General features: G+C 67.5%; 16 protein-coding genes and 1 riboswitch. Of the genes, 11 read left to right on the top strand and 5 right to left on the bottom strand.

The window, feature by feature from the left end:
* Nucleotides 1–63 precede the first annotated feature (63 nt).
* Nucleotides 64–1,071: a glutamate ABC transporter substrate-binding protein gene (locus tag ACVT6V_RS00760; protein WP_489897921.1), complete on the bottom strand. Its 1,008-nt coding sequence runs from the start codon at nt 1,069–1,071 to the stop codon at nt 64–66.
* Nucleotides 1,068–2,516, bottom strand: a complete 1,449-nt coding sequence (locus ACVT6V_RS00755; protein WP_489897920.1) for a GlnX family signal transduction membrane protein — start codon at nt 2,514–2,516, stop codon at nt 1,068–1,070. The genes ACVT6V_RS00760 and ACVT6V_RS00755 overlap by 4 nt, the downstream gene beginning before the upstream one ends.
* Nucleotides 2,517–2,880: 364 nt before the next feature.
* Between ACVT6V_RS00755 and ACVT6V_RS00750 the strand changes: the two genes are divergently transcribed.
* Nucleotides 2,881–3,363, top strand: a complete 483-nt coding sequence (locus tag ACVT6V_RS00750) for an NUDIX hydrolase (protein ID WP_489897919.1) — start codon at nt 2,881–2,883, stop codon at nt 3,361–3,363.
* A 21-nt stretch (nt 3,364–3,384) separates the two neighbouring features.
* On the opposite strand, the gene ACVT6V_RS00745 is transcribed toward ACVT6V_RS00750, so the two are convergent.
* Entirely contained in the window at nt 3,385–3,861 is a 477-nt protein-coding gene (locus ACVT6V_RS00745; protein WP_489897918.1) for a hypothetical protein, read from the bottom strand.
* Between the two features lie 270 nt (nt 3,862–4,131).
* Here ACVT6V_RS00745 and ACVT6V_RS00740 point away from each other — a divergent pair, with 270 nt between their 5' ends.
* Nucleotides 4,132–4,827, top strand: a complete 696-nt coding sequence (locus tag ACVT6V_RS00740; RefSeq protein ID WP_489897917.1) for a nitroreductase — start codon at nt 4,132–4,134, stop codon at nt 4,825–4,827.
* Between the two features lie 38 nt (nt 4,828–4,865).
* On the opposite strand, the gene thiE is transcribed toward ACVT6V_RS00740, so the two are convergent.
* The gene (thiE, locus tag ACVT6V_RS00735) at nt 4,866–5,540 is read right to left on the bottom strand and encodes a thiamine phosphate synthase (protein WP_489897916.1); all 675 of its coding nucleotides are present in this window, start codon (nt 5,538–5,540) and stop codon (nt 4,866–4,868) included.
* A gap of 21 nt (nt 5,541–5,561) precedes the next feature.
* Nucleotides 5,562–5,676, top strand: a riboswitch (TPP riboswitch).
* Between thiE and thiO the strand changes: the two genes are divergently transcribed.
* The 3 genes from thiO to ACVT6V_RS00720 all read left to right on the top strand — a co-directional run bounded on the left by thiO (nt 5,644) and on the right by ACVT6V_RS00720 (nt 7,737).
* On the top strand, nt 5,644–6,768 hold the full coding sequence (gene thiO, locus ACVT6V_RS00730) for a glycine oxidase ThiO (RefSeq protein ID WP_489897915.1): 1,125 nt from the start codon (nt 5,644–5,646) through the stop codon (nt 6,766–6,768). (Overlaps the previous riboswitch by 33 nt.)
* Nucleotides 6,768–6,965, top strand: a complete 198-nt coding sequence (thiS, locus tag ACVT6V_RS00725) for a sulfur carrier protein ThiS (protein WP_489901079.1) — start codon at nt 6,768–6,770, stop codon at nt 6,963–6,965. Before thiO ends, thiS begins: the two co-directional genes overlap by 1 nt.
* Nucleotides 6,966–6,972: 7 nt before the next feature.
* On the top strand, nt 6,973–7,737 hold the full coding sequence (locus ACVT6V_RS00720) for a thiazole synthase (protein WP_489897914.1): 765 nt from the start codon (nt 6,973–6,975) through the stop codon (nt 7,735–7,737).
* Between the two features lie 440 nt (nt 7,738–8,177).
* On the opposite strand, the gene ACVT6V_RS00715 is transcribed toward ACVT6V_RS00720, so the two are convergent.
* On the bottom strand, nt 8,178–8,480 hold the full coding sequence (locus ACVT6V_RS00715; protein ID WP_489897913.1) for a DUF1330 domain-containing protein: 303 nt from the start codon (nt 8,478–8,480) through the stop codon (nt 8,178–8,180).
* A gap of 51 nt (nt 8,481–8,531) precedes the next feature.
* On the opposite strand from ACVT6V_RS00715, the gene ACVT6V_RS00710 reads away from it, so the two are divergent.
* From ACVT6V_RS00710 to ACVT6V_RS00685, 6 genes are all read left to right on the top strand, one after another.
* Complete coding sequence (locus ACVT6V_RS00710; protein ID WP_489897912.1) at nt 8,532–9,527, top strand: ABC transporter ATP-binding protein; 996 nt, start codon at nt 8,532–8,534, stop codon at nt 9,525–9,527.
* Nucleotides 9,524–10,276 carry an ABC transporter permease gene (locus ACVT6V_RS00705; protein WP_489897911.1) on the top strand — a complete coding sequence of 251 codons (753 nt, stop codon included), beginning with the start codon at nt 9,524–9,526 and terminating at the stop codon, nt 10,274–10,276. Before ACVT6V_RS00710 ends, ACVT6V_RS00705 begins: the two co-directional genes overlap by 4 nt.
* A gap of 225 nt (nt 10,277–10,501) precedes the next feature.
* Nucleotides 10,502–13,132 carry a helix-turn-helix transcriptional regulator gene (locus ACVT6V_RS00700; RefSeq protein ID WP_489897910.1) on the top strand — a complete coding sequence of 877 codons (2,631 nt, stop codon included), beginning with the start codon at nt 10,502–10,504 and terminating at the stop codon, nt 13,130–13,132.
* 152 nt (nt 13,133–13,284) lie between these two features.
* On the top strand, nt 13,285–15,519 hold the full coding sequence (locus ACVT6V_RS00695) for a glycerol-3-phosphate 1-O-acyltransferase (RefSeq protein WP_489897909.1): 2,235 nt from the start codon (nt 13,285–13,287) through the stop codon (nt 15,517–15,519).
* Nucleotides 15,516–16,994 carry an HAD-IB family hydrolase gene (locus ACVT6V_RS00690; protein WP_489897908.1) on the top strand — a complete coding sequence of 493 codons (1,479 nt, stop codon included), beginning with the start codon at nt 15,516–15,518 and terminating at the stop codon, nt 16,992–16,994. Before ACVT6V_RS00695 ends, ACVT6V_RS00690 begins: the two co-directional genes overlap by 4 nt.
* Nucleotides 16,994–18,433 carry a wax ester/triacylglycerol synthase domain-containing protein gene (locus tag ACVT6V_RS00685; RefSeq protein WP_489897907.1) on the top strand — a complete coding sequence of 480 codons (1,440 nt, stop codon included), beginning with the start codon at nt 16,994–16,996 and terminating at the stop codon, nt 18,431–18,433. The genes ACVT6V_RS00690 and ACVT6V_RS00685 overlap by 1 nt, the downstream gene beginning before the upstream one ends.
* Nucleotides 18,434–18,438 lie beyond the last annotated feature (5 nt).

Here is an 18,438-nt window from a genome sequence, read left to right as displayed (position 1 = left end):
CTTCTGTCACTCGTCTTCTGTCACTCGGCCTCTGTCACTCGGTATCCACATCAGTCACGGCGGCTAGTCCGTGTACACCGGCTGCGGTGGTCCGTTGCCCGGGCCCAGGATCGACAGCCATCGGTCGTACATCCGCTGCCATTCGCCGCTCGTCCGTAGCTGTTGGAGCACCCCGTTCACGAACCGCACCATGTCGTCCTGGCCCTTGGGGATACCGACGCCGTAGTACTCCGCGCCGAGACTCGGGCCGACCAACTCCACCCATGGATCCTGCTCGGCGAGGCCGGCGAGGATGGCGTCGTCGGTGCTGACCGCATCGACCTGCGCTTGCTGCATCATCACCAGGCAGTCCGCCCACGTGGTGGTGGTCACCATTCTGACACGCGGTTGGATCGCCTGGATGCGTCCGATGGAGGTGGCCCCCCGGGCGGCGCACACCCGCTTACCCGCGAGCCCGTCCGGTCCGGTCACCCCGGAGCTCCGTGTCGACAGAATACGTTGGTAGGCAATGTAATACGGGCTGGAGAAGGTCACATCGCGACGTCGGTCGCAGGTGATGCTCATCGTCTTGACGACCACGTCCACGGTGTGGTCCTTGAGTGCCTGCGTGCGTTCGGCCGAGCTGAGAACTTTGTATTCGATGTTTCCGGGCTCCCCGAAGATGGCCGCCGCGATCGCCCGTGCGATGTCGACGTCGAAGCCCTGGATGTCCCCGCTGATGGGATCGCGGAAGCTGAACAGGTTGCTGCCGATGTCGAGTCCGACGATGAGTCGGCCGTGGCCGAGGATCTCGGCCATCGTGGTGCGCTGCGGCATCTGCGCGGGAGTGGGCATCGGGCCGGGTCGCAGACTGGCTGTGGCGTCGCAGTCCTGTGAGTTCGGGACGGGTTCGCGCGGCACATTCGTCTCGGCACCTTCGGGGGTGGGACGGGGGCCGAACGCGATCGGAGGTGGTGATTCGGGAGCGGGGAACGACACGCAGCCGGTCGCCCCGACAGCGACGAGGAGAGCCACGATGACCGCTCCGACAAGTCGGCGACGCGTGTGTCGAGGTGTTGCTGTCTGAGTCATCGGTACTCCCGGATACGCGGGATCAGGCCCATCACCACGGCAGCCGCCGCGAACAGCGTCAGCAGCAGGATGCCGGTGCCGGTGTAGCCGAGGACCCGCTGCGCGGTGTTGATGTCGTCACGGAAGACGTTGCGCGTGGTGGTGATGGTGTCGACGAGAGCGCGGTCGAGGTCGCGATAGGCCTGCGCGGTGGTGTCGGCGCCGTCGCCGACCGTGGTGGTGCGTGCCTGCGCGAAATTACCGCTGCTCATCATCCTCCTCACCTGTGCATCCCGCTCCTTCCACTCGTTGAGGACATAGTTGGCGTTGTACAGCTGTGACTCGGTGACCGCGCTCGAGTCGCCGCGGTTGTTCCCCACGCGTTGCAGAGTGCTCCCGATCTCCGCGGTCGTCTCGGCGAAGGACCGATCGAGGTCACCCTGATCGCCGCGCCGGACCAGTGACAGGGTCTCCGCGGAACGGGCCTGTTGGGTGAGGATGCGCGCCGTCGTCAGCTCGCGCAGCGGTGTCGCGCCGTCGACGCGGGCATTGTTGGTGGCCGCCACCGACATCAGCCCCGACGCGAGCAGCCACACCGTGCCGACCACGACGGCGAACAACGCCGACACGACACCGATGTTGAATCGGCGTCGGGTCCGTTTCGCGAGGTAGCGACTGGTCGCCGCCAGTCCGATGATGACCGCGATGAGCGCGATGTAGACACCCCACGGCGGTTTCGTGAGGGCACTCTGCGGGTCGGCGATGGCCATCGACCGACGCTGGTAGAGGCGTTGGGCGGCAGGCAGGATCTTCTCCTGCATCATCGTCGACGCCTGCCCGAGATAGGCGGAGCCCACCGGATTACCGAGGCGGTTGTTGGTCCGCGCGACCTCGATCAGGCCGGAGTAGACGGGGATACTCACCGCAAGGGTGTTGAGGTCGGTGTTGATCTCCTTCGTCACCGCGGTGCTCTCGGTGTCGGCGCCCGGCTCCTGCGAGGTGCCGGCGGCGATGATGAGCGACGACGAAGCCGTCGCCAGCGCGTCCGAGTAGCGGGTTCGCAGCTCCGGGGACTCGAGCCCACCGGAGATGAACGCCGAGTTCGCCGAGGCGTCGGCGATGGAGAGTGAGCTGTAGAGCACCTGCGATGCCTCGGCCAGGGGTTCGGTCCGGTCGATCATCTCCCGAAGCGTCGCGGTGCGCTTCTCCAGCGTCGTCGACGCATACAGCCCGGTCGCCACGCAGCCGATCGCCAGGACCACGAGGATCAGGATCAATTTGCCGGGGCTCGTGACGGCGTAATGCCGCACCGTGGACAACGGTGATTGCGCGCGTTGCCGGGCAGCCGTGACGAGATCGCGGCGGTCCGAGAGGACCTGCCGTATCGGGGGAGCCGTCGGACCGGGCCGGATCGTCCGGCCCGCGCGGGTGAGCGCGGTCCGCATGGGCGAGACGTCGCCGGTCACGTCAGGTTCCTTCCGAACTCTCCATGGCTCCGGCGTCACTTTCCGATCGTGCCGGTTCGACCGGCGTCGGGCTCACTGTCTCCACCTTGTCTGTCGTCGAGGGCAGTCCATACGTTTCGCCCAACCAGTGGGCGAAACCCGGTGGTCGGACCGGCGCTGTCACGTGTGTTCGCCGGAAAGACCATCTGTCTCAACCCTAGACCTCAGCTGCGCGGTGGGCGCGGCGTGCGGGGCCGTGTCGTCGTCGCGGTGAACGGTCCGGTCGACCGACCTCGGGGCCCGTCCTGTGGCCACTGTCGGGTGTGTCACATACCGTGGACGTCATACGGGGTCGTTCGGGGTTTTTCGAGTAGCAGGAGGCGCGGTGCGCGGAGACGGTGACGGCTGGGTGATGGATCCGGACGGTTCGCGTTACTGGGGTCGCAACGGGGCAGCGGGTCTGCTGCTGCGTGCGCCGATGGCCGATGCGTCGACGGGGATCCTGCTGCAACATCGGGCCGTGTGGTCGCACCAAGGCGGTACGTGGGGGCTGCCCGGCGGAGCGCGCGACTCCCACGAGAGCGCGATCGACACCGCCATCCGCGAGGCCGACGAGGAAGCCGGTATCGGCGGCAACGATCTGCGTGTCGTCGCCGCGGTGGTGACCCATCAGGCCCCCAGCGGATGGACGTACACGACCGTGATCGCCGAGATCGACGAGCCGATCGACACCGTCGCCAATTTCGAGTCCGCGGAATTGCGCTGGGTCCGGGAGGACGATGTCGAGACGCTTCCGCTGCACCCCGGGTTCGAGCGGGCCTGGCCCGTGCTGCGGGCGCGGATCACCGCACTTGACCTGCACGGCTGATCGGGGACGACCCGGTCGCCATCAATTCGTGCCGAGCAGACGGTTGGCGCCGGCGATGAGGGCGTTGATGTTGGCTTCGTCGCCGGTGGTCCCCGAGCCGCAGGCCCAGCACTGACGGTCGTCGCTCTCACACAGCAGGAACGTGGTGACCGATCCGTCGACCTGCTGCTGATGCAGGCCGACGATCTGCACCGATATCCCCAGGTCGTGCAGGATCGTCGTCATCGCGCCGATGGGTCCAGAGGACGTCGCCTGCATCGAGCGGATGCGGTCGGCGAAGGCAATGGTGGCCCGGCAGGTGATCGTGTCGTCGCGGCCGAGGGTCGTGTTCCAGGTGCCGAGCCGCAGAGCACCCTTGGGTGCGTAGGTGTCGAGGAAGCGTTGCCAGCTCATGCCCTTCGCCTCGTCGCGCAATCCGCGCGGCAGCGGTCGGCCGAAGTGCGTTGCGCAGGGGTCGGACGACGAGGCGTCGTCGCCGGTCAGGTGAGTGGTGTGCATTAGAGATTTCGATTCTCATCGGAAGGAAAGTGACCGACGAGGAAGAGAAGCGCAACGACCCGCAGCGGGGGGGTCGGTCTGATTCAGACCCCGCTGCGGCGGGTTACGAGCTTGCTCTTCGTGCACAACATGATGTGTTCAACGATAGACCTGCGCCGACGAGGACAGCAAACGGTTTGTGCCGGTGCTGCGACCGACCCCAGGCTTCGATAGCGTCGACGATGTGGACCGAACGAGGGCTCGGTCGTACTTTTCTGAGGGAGTGTGTGCATGACGCAGAGCGTCCAGGTCGAAGCGATGACGGTGCTCGAGGAGCTCATGGACAAGCGGTGGACCTGCCGACAGTTCCGCCCCGACGCCGTGCCGCGCGACGACATCGAGCGGTTGCTGCGACTCGCGCAGCGCACGCCCTCCTGGTGCAACACACAGCCGTGGCAGGTCATCGTCACCGAGGGAGCGGGTACCGCACGGGTGCGGGAGGTGCTGCTGCGCCATGTCGACGGCGGCGGTGAGATCTCGTCTGACATCGCGTGGCCGCCCGGTTACCAGGGCGTCTACCAGGAGCGTCGGCGCGAGTGTGGAATGCAGCTCTACGAGACGCTCGGCATCACCCGCGAGGACAAGCTGGGCAAGGCGCTGCAGATGCGCCGCAACTTCGAGTTGTTCGACGCACCGCATGTCGCCCTGATTACCACCACCGACACGTTGGGTACCTACGGCGCCGTCGACTGCGGTCTCTACATCGGCACCTTCCTGCTGGCCGCGGAGGCGATGGGGCTCGGCGCTGCGCCGCAGGCCGCACTCGCGTCGTACTCCGACGTCCTGCACGAGGTCCTCGACATCCCCGCCGACCGTCACGTCGTCGCCGGCATCTCGTTCGGTTACGCCGACGTCGATGCGCCGGTCAACACCTTCCGGACCACCCGTGCCGACCTCGGCGAGGCGGTGTCGTTCGTCACCGAGTGACCGGTGATCACCGATGACCGACGGCGGGTTCCTCGACCTCAGAGACGTTGACGCAGCGTTCTCGCCGCCGACTCCGGGTCGTCGGCGCCGGTGATGGCGCGAACCACGACGACGCGGTCGGCTCCCGCCGCGGTCACCGCCTCGAGGCGATCGGCATCCACGCCGCCGATCGCGAACCACGGTTTGCCGGATGGGGCCGCCGCAGCCGCCTCGACCAGCGCAAGCCCCGGCGCGGTGCGTCCGGGCTTGGTGGGTGTCGGCCAGCACGGGCCGACGCAGAAGTAGTCGACGTCGTCGTCGGCGATCGCAGACCGTAACTGTGTCGTGTCATGGGTGGAGAGCCCGATGACGATGTCCGGGCCGGCGATCCGGCGGACGAGGTCGGCGGGGAGGTCACCCTGCCCGACGTGCAGCACATCCGCGCCCGCCAGCGCTGCGATGTCGGCGCGGTCGTTCACGGCGAGCAGGGCGTCGTGATCCCGGGTCAGGTCGCGCAGCCGGGCGAGGATCTGCAGTTCGTCGCGGGCCTCCAAGGTGCCGAAGGCGGATTCGCCCGGTGAACCCTTGTCGCGCAGTTGCACGATGTCGACACCACCGGCGAGGGCGGCAGCCACGAACTCGGTCAGGTCGCCACGTTCGCGGCGGGCATCGGTGCACAGATAGAGACGGGCGTCGGCGAGACGGGCGATTCTCGACTGTCGTGAAGCGGTCACGGCGGTAACGGTAGGCTGGATCGCGAACGACACGGGAGCCCGGGGGTCCGCCGGGCTGAGAGTGCAGGTCGACCCCTGCAGACCGTTTGACCTGATCCGGGTAATGCCGGCGAAGGAAGGATGCGCTCTGGTGCGTAGTGACACTCATGATGGGATTTCGCCGACACTCGCTGTCGTCGGCGGTGGTGTGATCGGCCTGACGTGTGCGTTGGCCGCCGTCGACGCCGGATATCAGGTCCGGGTCCACGACGACGGGCCGCGGCGGCGTGCGGCGTGGGTGGCGGCCGGGATGCTCGGCTCGTTGGGTGAGGGCCACCCCGGTGAAGACGAACTGCTGCGGCTGTCGGTGTCGTCGGTGCGACGGTGGCCGGACTTGGTGGCCCGGCTCGGGGATCCGATGATCATGACGGCGAGCGAGTCGCTGTTCGTCGCCGCCTCGGCGGCGGACGCCGAACACCTGACCACCCTCGCCGAGTTCGTGTGGACGCAGCAGCCGCGAGCGTCCGAGGAACTGCATCGGGTGGATTCCGCCGAGATCCGCCGTATGGAGTCGGGACTGAGTTCGCGTCTACACAGCGGATATCTGGCAGTCGGCGAGGGTGCGGTCGACAATCGGCGCCTGCTCACCCGGCTGCAGGACGCCGTCGTCGGCGGCGGTGGTGAGGTCGTCGATCACCGTGTCACCGATCTCGACGATCTCGACGCGGACGCGATTCTGGTGTGCGCGGGACTCGGCACACGATCGTTGCTGCCCGGTCTGTCCCTGCACGCCGCGAAGGGGGAGATCCTCCGGCTGCGACGCACCCGCTGGTCGGTGCCGCCCCCGTCCCGGGTGGTGCGGGCCCGCATGCATGGACGGTCGGTGTATCTGGTGCCGCGCACCGATGGCATCGTCGTCGGCGCAACACAATACGAGCCATTCGACGAGAAGAGCGCAGATCCTGAGGTCGGTGGCGTGACCGATCTGCTTTCCGACGCCGTGGAGCTGATGCCCGGCCTGCGGACCTACGAGCTGACCGAGGCGGGCGCCGGCCTGCGTCCGTGTTCGCCCGATGGTCTGCCGATCATCCGTCGCGTGAGTGAGCGCGTCATGGTCGCCACCGGTCATGGTCGAAACGGAATCCTGCTGGCGCCCTACACTGCCGACGCGTTCCTGGCGATGATCGCCGACAGCGCGGATCTTGGACCTGCGGCCGTCGGAGCCGGCCCTGAAGGAGGGAATCGATGATGACGATCGTCGTCAACGGCGAGACAACCGACCTCGAGTCCGACGCCTCCGTTGGCGAACTGGTTGCGACCATGGGACTTCCGGATCGCGGAATCGCCGTCGCGATCGACGGGGAAGTGGTGCCACGTGGTCTGTGGGATCGTCTCCTGCACGCGAACGCCAGCGTCGAGATCGTCACGGCGGTGCAGGGTGGATAGCCGGCTGATGACGCAATCGGATGCGCCACTACGCATCGCCGACCGCGAGTTCGAGTCGCGGCTGATCATGGGTACCGGCGGCGCCGCCAATCTGGCGGTACTCGAACGTGCGTTGGTCGCGTCCGGCACCGAGTTGACGACCGTCGCTCTGCGGCGGGTCAGTCCCGAATCACGCACCGGCATGGTCGAACTGCTGCGGCGTCTGGACATCGCGATCCTGCCCAACACGGCCGGCTGTCACACCACGGCCGAGGCGGTCCTGACCGCCCAGCTCGCGCGCGAGGCCGTGGAAACACATTGGGTGAAACTGGAAGTGGTCGCCGACGAGCGCACACTGCTGCCCGACCCCATCGAGCTGGTCGACGCGGCCCGCGCGCTGGTCGACGATGGTTTCGCCGTGCTCGCGTACACCAACGACGACCCTGTGCTCGCCGCACGGCTGCAGGATCTCGGCGTGGCGGCCGTGATGCCATTGGGTTCACCGATCGGAACCGGGCTGGGGATCGCCAATCCACACAACATCGAGATGATCGTCGAGGCGGCGCAGGTGCCGGTGGTACTCGATGCCGGGATCGGCACCGCCAGCGACGCCGCTCTTGCGATGGAACTCGGTTGTGATGCAGTCCTTCTCGCGTCTGCCGTGACCCGCGCCGACGATCCCGAACGGATGGCTGCGGCCATGCGGCACGCGGTGCTGGCCGGACGGTACGCCGCCGCTTCCGGCCGGATACCGAAGCGTTTCTGGGCGCAGGCGTCGTCGCCCGGCCGCTGATCAGGCACGGCGAGAACCCGCACGCTGATCGAGGAGTGCCGAGCCGCCCGGCGAGTTGCGTATCGGGATCTGTGTCAGGGGGTTTCGATACGCGACTCACTTCGTTCGCTGCTACTCAACCGGCGAGTGGTGGGACCTGCTTTGTTCGCTGCTGCTTGACCGGCGGGTGGTGGGACCTGCTTTGTTCGCTGCTGCTTGACCGGCGGGTGGTGGGACCTGCTTTGTTCGCTGCTGCTTGACCGGCGGGTGGTGGGACCTGCTTTGTTCGCTGCTGCTTGACCGGCGGGTGGTGGGACCTACTTTGTTCGCTGCTCCTCAACCAGCGAGAGGTGCGACTCACTTCGTTCGGCTGTTACTCAACCCGCAGGTGGTGGGACTTACTTCGTTCGCTGCTACTCGACCAGCGGGCGGTGCGACTCGACCCGGGTGAATGGAGCGCGTCAGCGCGGGTGGACGTCATCGAGTTCGACCTGCCACATCTCGGTGCGCGCCACACAAGCGTCACGGCGGTCGGCCATGGCGACCCGCCGCGGATCGGCCAGGTACTGCTGTAGCGCCGCGTCATCGGCGAACTCGATGAGCTGGGTCTCGGCCGGCTGCGGGTCGGAGTCCACACTTCGTGCGCGGGCCAGAACGCGGCCGCGATGTTCGCCGACCAACCGTAGGACATCGTCCTCGTAGGCATGCAGTTCGTCGTCCTGACCTGCTACAGGCCACAGCAGAACGGTAAAGGTGACCGGCACGCGCCTCAGTCTATCGAGGCCGCCCGGGGCGACGGCGTATATGGTCGAGGCGTGCTCAGAGTCGAGAATCTGACCAAGGTCTACGGCCAGGTTCGCGCCGTCGACGACCTCACCTTCGATGTCCGGCCCGGCGTCGTGACCGGATTCCTCGGTCCCAACGGCGCCGGGAAATCCACGACGATGCGGATGATGCTCGGGCTCGACAATCCAACCGGCGGTAACGCCACCATCAACGGGCAGCCCTACCGCGACCTCGATCATCCGCTGCGACAGGTCGGTGCCCTGCTCGACGCCGGATGGATCCACCCGAACCGGAGTGCGCGGTCGCACCTGCGCTGGATGGCGGCGTCCAACCGCATCCCGATGCGACGGGTCGACGAGGTTCTCGAGATCGTGGGGCTCTCGTCGGTCGCCTCCAAACGTGCCGGCGGTTTCTCGTTGGGCATGAAGCAGCGGCTCGGCCTGGCGGGCGCGATCCTGGGTGATCCACACACTCTGCTGTTCGACGAACCCGTCAACGGGCTCGATCCCGAGGGGATCGTCTGGATTCGTGGCTTCATGCGCAACCTCGCGCAGCAAGGCCGGACGGTGTTCGTCTCCAGCCATCTGCTGACCGAGATGTCGCTGACGGCCGATCACCTCGTGGTCATCGGCCAGGGCCGCCTGATCGCCGACAGCTCGGTTGGCGACTTCACCAGCCGGGCGTCGTCCAGCGTCCGCGTCCGCAGTCCGTACCTGCCCGAACTGCACCGGGTGCTGGCCGAGGCGGGACTGGCGGTCACGCCGGGTGCCGCATCCGACGGTCGACCGATGCTGACGGTCGCCGACGTGACCACCGATCAGGTCGGCGATCTCGCCGGCCGCGCCGGCATCGTCGTGCACGAACTGACCGGCACGACCGCATCACTGGAAGAGGTCTTCATGTCGATGACCGCGAACGCGGTGCAGTACCAGGGTGGTGGGCAACAGCAACAGGCTCCGTCGCAGCACCATCAGGCCGGCCCGCCACAGCAGCCCGGGTTCGGCGGTCCGGGTGGTGCGCGATGATCGGCGCGATCGATGCCGAGCGCATCAAGCTGATGTCGACGCGGTCGCCCTACTGGTGTGTCGCGATCGTCGCGATTCTCGCGATCGGCGTTGCTCTGCTCACCGGACTGACGGCGGGCGGGCCGGTGGCGTCGACACCGGGGGACTCCGCAGGTACCGCACTCGTGGGGCTCAACGCCTTCGGTGTGCTGGTCCTGATGATCATGGCCGTTCTGGCCGTCACCAGCGAATACCGGTTCGGCACCATCCGGACCTCCTTTCAGGCCGTCCCCACCCGATCGACCGTCCTCCTCGCGAAGGCGGCGGTGTTCGGTGGGTTGGCGTTCGTCGTGACGCTCGCCCTCGCGGTGATCGGGGTAGTCCTCGCCCGGGCGACCGCCGGGTCATCGAGCGGAATCGAACTCGGCGACAGCGGTGTCCTGCGACAGCTCTGGGGAACCCCGGTGATCGCCGTGCTGTACGTGCTCATCGGTCTGGGCGTGGGGGCGATCGTCCGGCACACCGCGGGTGCCATCGTCATCGTGCTGATCTGGAACCTGGCGATCGAGTCGATCTTGTCGGTCCTGCCCAAGGTGGGTTCACATATCGGCCCGTTCCTGCCGTTCGCGAATGGCACCCGATTTCTCCACGGAGCGGACGGCAGCAGCGATTTCCACTGGAACATCTACGGTTCCCTCATCTACTTCGCCGTTTTCGCGGTGATCATCCTGGTGATCGGGATCGTCGTGACCGATCGACGCGACGCCTGAGTTTCGCAGGGTGCTTGCGCAGGGCGCCCCTTCGTGACGCATCGCTCGTTCCTCGCGAGGCTCCTCAGGGAGCGAGAGGCTGACGCATCGCTCGTTCCTCGCGAGGCTCCCTTCGTGAAGCCTGCCCTCAGGCGCCGGGTGGAAGACCCACCACTCACGGTCTCCATACCGTTGGGTACCCCTGACCTGTGCCAGGTGAGGGGCCTACGGACTAAGATCACCGCCATGTCCTCCGACTGGCCTCTGGTCGAGCGTGAGAAAGAGTTTCGCATCATCGAAGCCGCTCTACGCGGTGAGACGGCTGCGTGCGGTGTTGTGCTGACCGGTGATTCGGGCGTCGGCAAGACCACTCTGGCCAGGCACGTCACCGCGGCCCTGGACGGCGGTGTGCGCTGGGTGGCGGGTACCGAATCGGCCCGCAGCATCCCCCTCGGCGTCTTCGCGCATCTGGTCGGCCCGGCCACCTCGAGTGACCCGGTGACCTACCTGGCGGCGGCACGTGAATCGTTGCTGGCCGACGGCAATGTCGTGATCGGTGTCGATGATGCGCATCTTCTCGACGAGTTGTCGGCGACCCTGCTTCATCAGCTGGCCATCGACCGGGCCGTGCACATCGTCGCGACGGTGCGCTCCGGCGAATCGGTGCCAGATGCCGTCACCTCCCTGTGGAAGGACAATCACCTCACCCGGATCACGTTGTCGCCGTTCACCAAAGATCAGAGCGTCGAGCTGATCGAGTCGGTCCTCGGCGGTCAGCTGGAGGGTCTGTCCGCCGATCTCATGTGGGAGGCGTCCGGCGGCAACGCCTTGTTCCTACGGCATCTCGTCGAGGGCGCCCGCCAGGCCAACACACTGCGTCAGGTGAACGGGGTGTGGCAGTTGCGTGGGCGGGCGGCGATCACCTCCGAGCTCGCATCCCTGCTGGAGAGCCGGATCGAGCAGCTCGACGATTCGGTGCTCAACGTGCTCAAGTACCTGGCGCTGTGTGAACCCCTCGACATCGACATCCTGGCGGAGCTGGCGGGTGAGGAGGCGGTCGAGGAGGCCGAGATCGCCGGTCTGGTGCGTATCCTGCGCGACGGCCGCAGACTGAACGTCCAATACACCCATCCGCTGTTCGGAGAGGTCGTCCGCCACCGACTGGGTCTGGCGTCGTCGAGACGGCTGCGCGGCCGTCTGGTCAAGGCGCTGCAGTCCCGGGGAGCGCACACTCCGGCCGAACGTATCCGCCTGGCCGACCTCGCGCTCGAGAGCGATGTCGCGGTCGATGCCGCTCTGATGAGTGCCGCGGCGCGCGACGCTCTCGGTCTGGCCAATGCGCCGCTGGGTGAGCGTTTCGCACGCGCCGCCGTCGACGAGGGTTCCGCCGGGTTCGCCGCCGCCGAACCGCTGGCGCGGTCCCTCATGTGGCAGGGCTACGGGAACGAAGCGGATGCGGTGCTGGTCGGGTTCGATCCCGACGAGCTGAACGAGATCGAGCTGATCTACTGGGGTGGTTTGCGTTTCGCGACGGTGTTCTGGGCGTTGGGCGACGCCGACCGCGCCGACCAGGTGCTCGCGATGCTGCGGGAGAAGGTCACCGACCCCAACCTGGCGCTGGTCGTGAAGGGTTTCGAGTCGGCCTGTGCGATCTTCGAGAATCGGGTCGACGATGCGATTGCGCTGTCCGACGAGGTTCTCGACTCGCCGAATCCTTCCCCGTGGGCAATCGAATTCGCGGTTTTCGGCGGCAGCCTCGCCCGAGCCCTGACCGGTCGTGGGAACGAGGTCGCTGCCATGGCCACCCGCGCACGTGTGGCCGAGGCGTCGACCGACGGACTGCTCCGGTTCCCGGCGGGCCTCGGCGAGATCTTGGCCCTGACGCTCACCGGACAACTCGACGAGGCCGCCGCGCGGGCCGATCGCTATGTGCAGTTCTCCAATGTCGGGCAGTACCTCGGTTGGGCGATGTCCGGCATCCTCGTCTCGGTGGTGGAGATGTCGCGGGGAGACAGCGACTCGGTCGGCCGCCGCATGGAGCAGACACTGGCATCCCTGGACAGTGGGCGGGCCGCCGAATCGTGGAACTATCCGGCCATGTTCTACCTCGTCCAGGCGTTGAGCGCGGGTGGTCGCACCGAGCAGGCCGAGCGCGCCCTGCGGAAGGCGCAGGCCAAATACGGCCGCCACATCGCGGTGTTCGGGCCGATGCTCGCGATCGCCCAGTCGTGGCAGCAGGCGTCGGCGGGCACCGTGTCCCTGGCAGTGCAGACCGCCCAGGAGGCGGCGCGGACGGCCTGTGAAACGGCGCAATTCGCGATCGAGGCCGAGGCGTGGCACTCCGCGGCGCGGTTCGGTGATGCCTCCGGCGCGCAGCGGCTGCGTGAGCTCGCCGGGCGGATCGACGGTCCGCTCGCCGGGCTGTACGCCCGCCACGCCGCAGCCGTGGAAGCGCGAGACGCCGTCGAACTCGATTTGTGCGCAACCGAATTCGAGGCGTTGGGCTTCAAGCTCTCGGCGGCTGACGCGGCCGCTCAGGCCAGTGTGCTGCATGAGGCGGACAACAGCCGTGCGGCCACCGTCGCGTCGGCGGCGGTGGCCAACCGTCTGGCGGCCGAGTGTGGCGGCCTCCGCACACCGGCACTCGTCGAGGCCGCTCAACCGTTGCCGCTGACCACCCGGGAGCGTGAGATCGCCAACCTCGTGGCCGCCGGTCTCACGAACAAGCAGATCGCCCAGCGGCTGACGGTCTCGGTCCGCACCGTCGAGGGTCATATCTACCGGACGTGCACGAAACTCGGTGTTGCCGACCGATCCGAGATCGCCGCGCTGCTGCGCAAGGGCGGCACCGGCACCAACGGTCAGACGCCCCACTAGAGCACCACCGCTGAAAAGCCACCCGGTCTGTCCGAACACGACGTGGCAGGGCGCCTCCCGAGTCACAATGATCGTGCCGGGCGCCGCTGCCCGCGATCGGTGAGATCCGATCGTGTGCGCCGGGGAACTGTCCGGTGTGAGAGGTGGTAGGCGTGAGCGACTCGTTGGTGCTGGCCGAGGTGCGCACCGGTTGTGAGCTGCAGGCGGTCACCGAATGGGCCGCGACAGCCCATCCCGAGGCGCCGGTCCGAGCACTGCGTGAGGTTGTCGTCGAGGATCTGTCCCCGGAGACCGTGCTCATCCCGGCACGGGTGGTGTGGCTGCCGGGTATCCGGCAGGGACAACGCCGAGTGTCGGTCGCCGATGTGCTGGTCCTGTCCAATCCGCGACGTCCGACCGCGATCACCCAGCCGCTCATCAAGAACCGCCGCCCCGATCGGTTGCGCATCGTGCAGGGCGAACCGGCCACGGTCGCCGATCTCCACGCCCGGTACGAGCGGGATCAGGCCGAGGGAGAGCCGTTCGGGGCCTTCGTGGCGGTGCAGGCGTCCCTGTCGGCCGAGCGTGCCGAACGACAGATCATCGGAGACCGGTACAAGGTGCCGAGACTGGTCGCCGAGCAGATCAGCGCGTCGGCGCGCTTCCAGGCCGGCGCGGCCAAGCTGGCCGCCGATCTCGGCCGTCCCGCCGCCGCGGTGGTGCAGGAGGCGACCGACAAGATGTCGTCGTTCGTGGCCACCCAGAGCCGCCTGATGGACGACGTGTTCTCGTCGATCTTCAGCACCCTGCACGAACGCACATGGACGGTCACCGTCGACCTCGACACGCTCGCCCGGTTGCGCACGATCAACAAGTCGCACGGGCTGGTGTTCCTGCCGTCGCACCGCTCGTACGTCGATCCGTTGGTCCTGTCGGAGGTGTTGCGCGATCACGACTTTCCGCCGAATCTCGTGCTCGGCGGCAACAACCTGTCCTTCTGGCCGGTCGGCCCGATCGCCCGCCGCGCCGGGATGATCTTCATCCGCCGCAAGTTCGGTGGGGACCCCGTCTACAAGTTCGCGATGCGCGCCTACCTGTCGTTCATCGTCGAGAAACGGTTCAATCTGGAGTGGTACATCGAGGGCGGCCGCAGCCGCACCGGGAAGCTGCGCAAACCGATGCTCGGCTTGCTGGCGTACGTGGTCGACGCCGTCGAGCAGATGGACAACGCCGACGTGATGGTGGTGCCCACCTCGATCGTCTACGACCAGCTCCAGGAGATCGGCGCGATGGCCGCGGAATCCGCCGGTGGGTCCAAGAAGCCGGAGGGAGTGACCTGGCTCCTCAAATACGCCAAGGCACAACGCCACTACTCCGGTCAGGCGCGGGTACGTTTCGGTGAGCCGTTCTCGCTCCAGCAGGCCATCGCCGAGTCCGGCGAGGGACGGGCCAAGCTGGAGAAGATCGCGTTCAAGGTGATGGACGAGATCAACGCGGCCACACCGATCTCGGCGACCTCGCTGGCCGGCTTCGCGTTGCTCGGCGCGCGCGATCGGGCCTACACCGTCGCAGAGATCGAGGCCATCCTCGCGCCGCTGCTCGACTACATCGACCGGCGGGGTCTACCCGGACCCGACCCGGCGTTGTGCCGCGGTGTCGGGTTGCGGCGCACGCTGCGGGTGCTGACCGACGCCGGGGTGTTGAGCCGGTTCGACGGCGGCACGGATACGGTGTGGTCGATCGCGCCGAACAGCCACGCCGTCGCCGCCTATTACCGCAACGGCGCCCTGCATCACTTCGTCGACCGGGCCATCGTCGAACTCTGCATGCTCGCGGTGGCCGAGGGCGCGGTGGGTGACGACGGCGAGTTGTTGGCGCCGGCTCAGCAAGAGGCCCTGCGGATTCGGGATCTGCTGAAGTTCGAGTTCTTCTTCCCGCCCAAGGAGCTGTTTTTGCATCGCCTCGGTGCCGAACTCGACCTCATCGACCCGGAATGGCGAGACGTGACGCCGACGCAGGCGTGGACCGACCGGGTGCTGCGTGAGCATGCCGGCGCGCTGTTCGCCCGTCGCACCCTGCAGCCGTTCTTCGACGCCCAGCTCGTCGTCGCCGAGCACCTCGTGTCCTCGGGCGGCGCCACGTGCGAGAAGGCCGACGTGCTGCGGGCCTGCCTCGGCCTGGGTCGTCAGATGTCGTTGCAGGGCATCGTGCGGAGCAAGGACTCCGTGTCCACAGAGCTCTATGACGCCGCGTATCAGCTGGCCGACAACCGGCACCTGGTCACCGTCGACGGCGAGCGGGATCTCTCGGTCGCGCGTCGGGCGTGGCTCGACGAGGTGCATCTGATGCGCGACCGGTTGGCACGCATCGCCGCGATCGAGGCCGAGCAGACGGGGGTGCCGGGGTGAGCGTTCTCGCCGACACGCTGCGCATGATCCGGTCGGCCCCGACCGGGAAGAAGGTCGCCGCGTTCTTCGACTACGACGGGACCTTGATCGAAGGTTTCTCGGCGAGCGCGATCACCCGGGCACGGTTGCGGAGCATGGAATTCGGTGTCGGCGAACTCGCGAGTTCCCTGCTCATCGCGTTGCGCGGGATCACCTCCGAGCAGGATTACGCCGAGGTCCTCGAGGTCACCAAGCCCGTCTTCGCGGGCAAGACCTACGCCGAGATGATCGAATTCGGCGACCGCCTGTTCAAGCACGAGACCGCGGCCAATCTGCGCCCGCAGATGTGGCAGATCCTGTGCGCCCACCGCGAGATGGGGCACCGGATCGTCATCGCGTCGTCGGCGACCCGCTTCCAGATCGAACCGATCGCCAGAGAGATCGAGGCCGACCATGCGTTGGCGACCGACATGGAAGTGGTCGACGGGATCGTCACCGGCCGAGTCCTCGGCCGGCCGCTGTGGGGTCCGGGGAAGGCGGCCGCGGTCCGGACACTGGCACGCGAGCACGACATCGACCTGGATGCCTCGTTCGCCTACAGCGACGGCAACGAGGACATCCCCTACCTCGAGTCGGTGGGTCATCCCACCGCCGTCTCGCCGCGACATGCGCTGCGCGCGGAGGCTCAGGCCCGCGGATGGCCGATCCTCGATCTGCGGAACCCGTCGTACAACCGGCTGGCGATGGCTGCGCGAACCGGCGCCTTCTATGGTGCGTTCATCGGAGCGGCTGCCGCCGGATCGGCCGTCGGACTCCTGCGCCGCAATCCGAATGTGCTCGTGGAGGACGCGATTCCGGCCGGCAACGACATCGGGCTGACGCTGGCGGGCGTCGACGTGCGTGTGCTCGACGGTGCGCGACACCTGACGTCGGACCGACCCTGCGTGTTCGTGTTCAATCACCAGTCCAAACTCGATCTGCCGGTGATGATCCACCTGGTTCGCCACGATGCGACCGGGGTGGCCAAGAAAGAGGTCAAGCGCGTGCCCGTGCTCGGCCAGATCCTCGATGCGGCCGGGCTGGTCTTCATCGATCGGGCCGATCCCGGTCGCGCGATCGAGCAGTTGGCACCGGCGGTGCGCAAGCTCCGCGACGATGGGATCTCGTTGGTGGTGGCGCCCGAGGGCACCCGTTCGGCGACACCCCGGATCGGGCCGTTCAAGAAGGGGCCCTTCCACATCGCGATGCAGGCCGGGGTTCCGGTGGTTCCGGTGGTACTCCGCAACACCGGCGAATTGATGTGGCGCGGTTCCCAACTGATCCGGCCGGGCACCGTGGAGGTGAAGGTGCTCGCACCCGTCGACACGTCGACCTGGAGTCCGGAGACGGTGGGCGAGCACGCCGAGGAAGTGCGTCAGATGTTCATCACCGCGCTCGCGGACTGGCCGGTGGACATCGAGGACAGCTGGATGGCCCCGTCGACGGAGGATCGCTGATGACCGATTCCGACCAACCGCTGGACTGGGCGAACGAGCCGCACATGAGTCCGGTCGACGCGCTGATGTGGCGCGGTGACACCGACCGTCGGCTGCGCGGCACCATCAGCATGCTGGAAATCTATGACTGCGAACCGGATTGGGATCGGTTGATCGCCGCGCACGAATGGGGGAGCAGGATGGCGCCGCGTTTCCGGCAACGCGTCGTCGACTCGCCGTTCGGTACCGGGACGCCGAGTTGGGCCGTCGACCCCGACTTCGACCTGCACTACCACGTCCGCCGGATCCGGCTGGCCGGTGACGGTTCGATGCGCGAACTGCTCGCCACGTGTGAGCAGCTCGCGATGACCGCGCTCGATCCGGCGCGCCCACCGTGGGAGGGCACCCTCATCGTGGGTCTGCCCGACGGCAGGGCGGCGTATTTCCTCAAGGCCCACCACGCGCTGACCGACGGGCTGGGTGCGATTCTCGGTCTGTCCCAGCTGCACTCGACCTCCCGGGAGCCGATCGCCGGCAAGCCTCAGCCACCCGATCCGGCACCGGTCAACATCTCCTCGATCGAGGTGCTCCGACGACAGTTCGGGGAGGAACTGGCCCGGCTGCCACATCGGGTCGACGTCGTCGCGCGCGGCGTGTGGGGTCTGGTCCGGCCGAAACGCGCGGTCAGCAACGTTCTCCGGTACGGGCGGTCGGTGCCCCGCGTGGCGGGCATGGTCAGTCCGCCCGGATCGCCGCTACTCGCGGCGCGGAGTCTGTCGTGGCGGTTCAGCGCGTTCGAGGTGCCCTTCGCGGATCTCAAAGCCGCGGCCACCGCGGCGCGTGGCTCCGTCAACGACGTCTATCTCGCGGGGCTGATCGGCGGGTTCCGGCTCTATCACGAGAAACTCGGTCACCCGGTGGACACCATCCCGGTGGCCATCCCGATCTCGGTGCGCCGGCCCGAAGATCCCGCCGGCGGCAACCGCATCGCCGTCGGCCGGTTGGCCGGGCCGGTCGGCATCGCCGACCCGTTCGAGCGGGTGCTGACGATTCGCGAGCAGGTCCGGGTGGCGCGAACCGAGCCGGCGGTGGACATCTTCAACACCCTCGGGTCCGTCCTCGCCTGGCTCCCCGGCCAGGTGCTCGCGCAGTTCAGCGGCGCGACCACGCAGAACGACCTGCAGGCCAGCAACGTCCCGGGCATCCCCTGGGACACCTACGTGGCGGGGGCGAAGGTGGAACGGATGTTTCCGTTCGGACCACTGCCCGGCTGTGCGGTGATGGCCACGATGATCACCCACAACGGCGTGGCATGTCTCGGTCTCAATCACGACGCCGCCTCGATCACCGAGCCCGAACTGTTCGCCGACTGTCTGGTCGCGGGCTTCGGCGAGGTTCTTGCACTTGCCGCGGACTCCGATGCGGACACGATTCCGGGATCGCTGCGTCGGGTGGTCTGAGGCTC

The sequence above is a fragment of the Gordonia sp. LMA167 genome, from assembly GCF_058130025.1.
The sequence above is the reverse complement of the archived record's forward strand: the minus strand, read 5'-3'. Positions and strand labels throughout refer to the sequence as shown.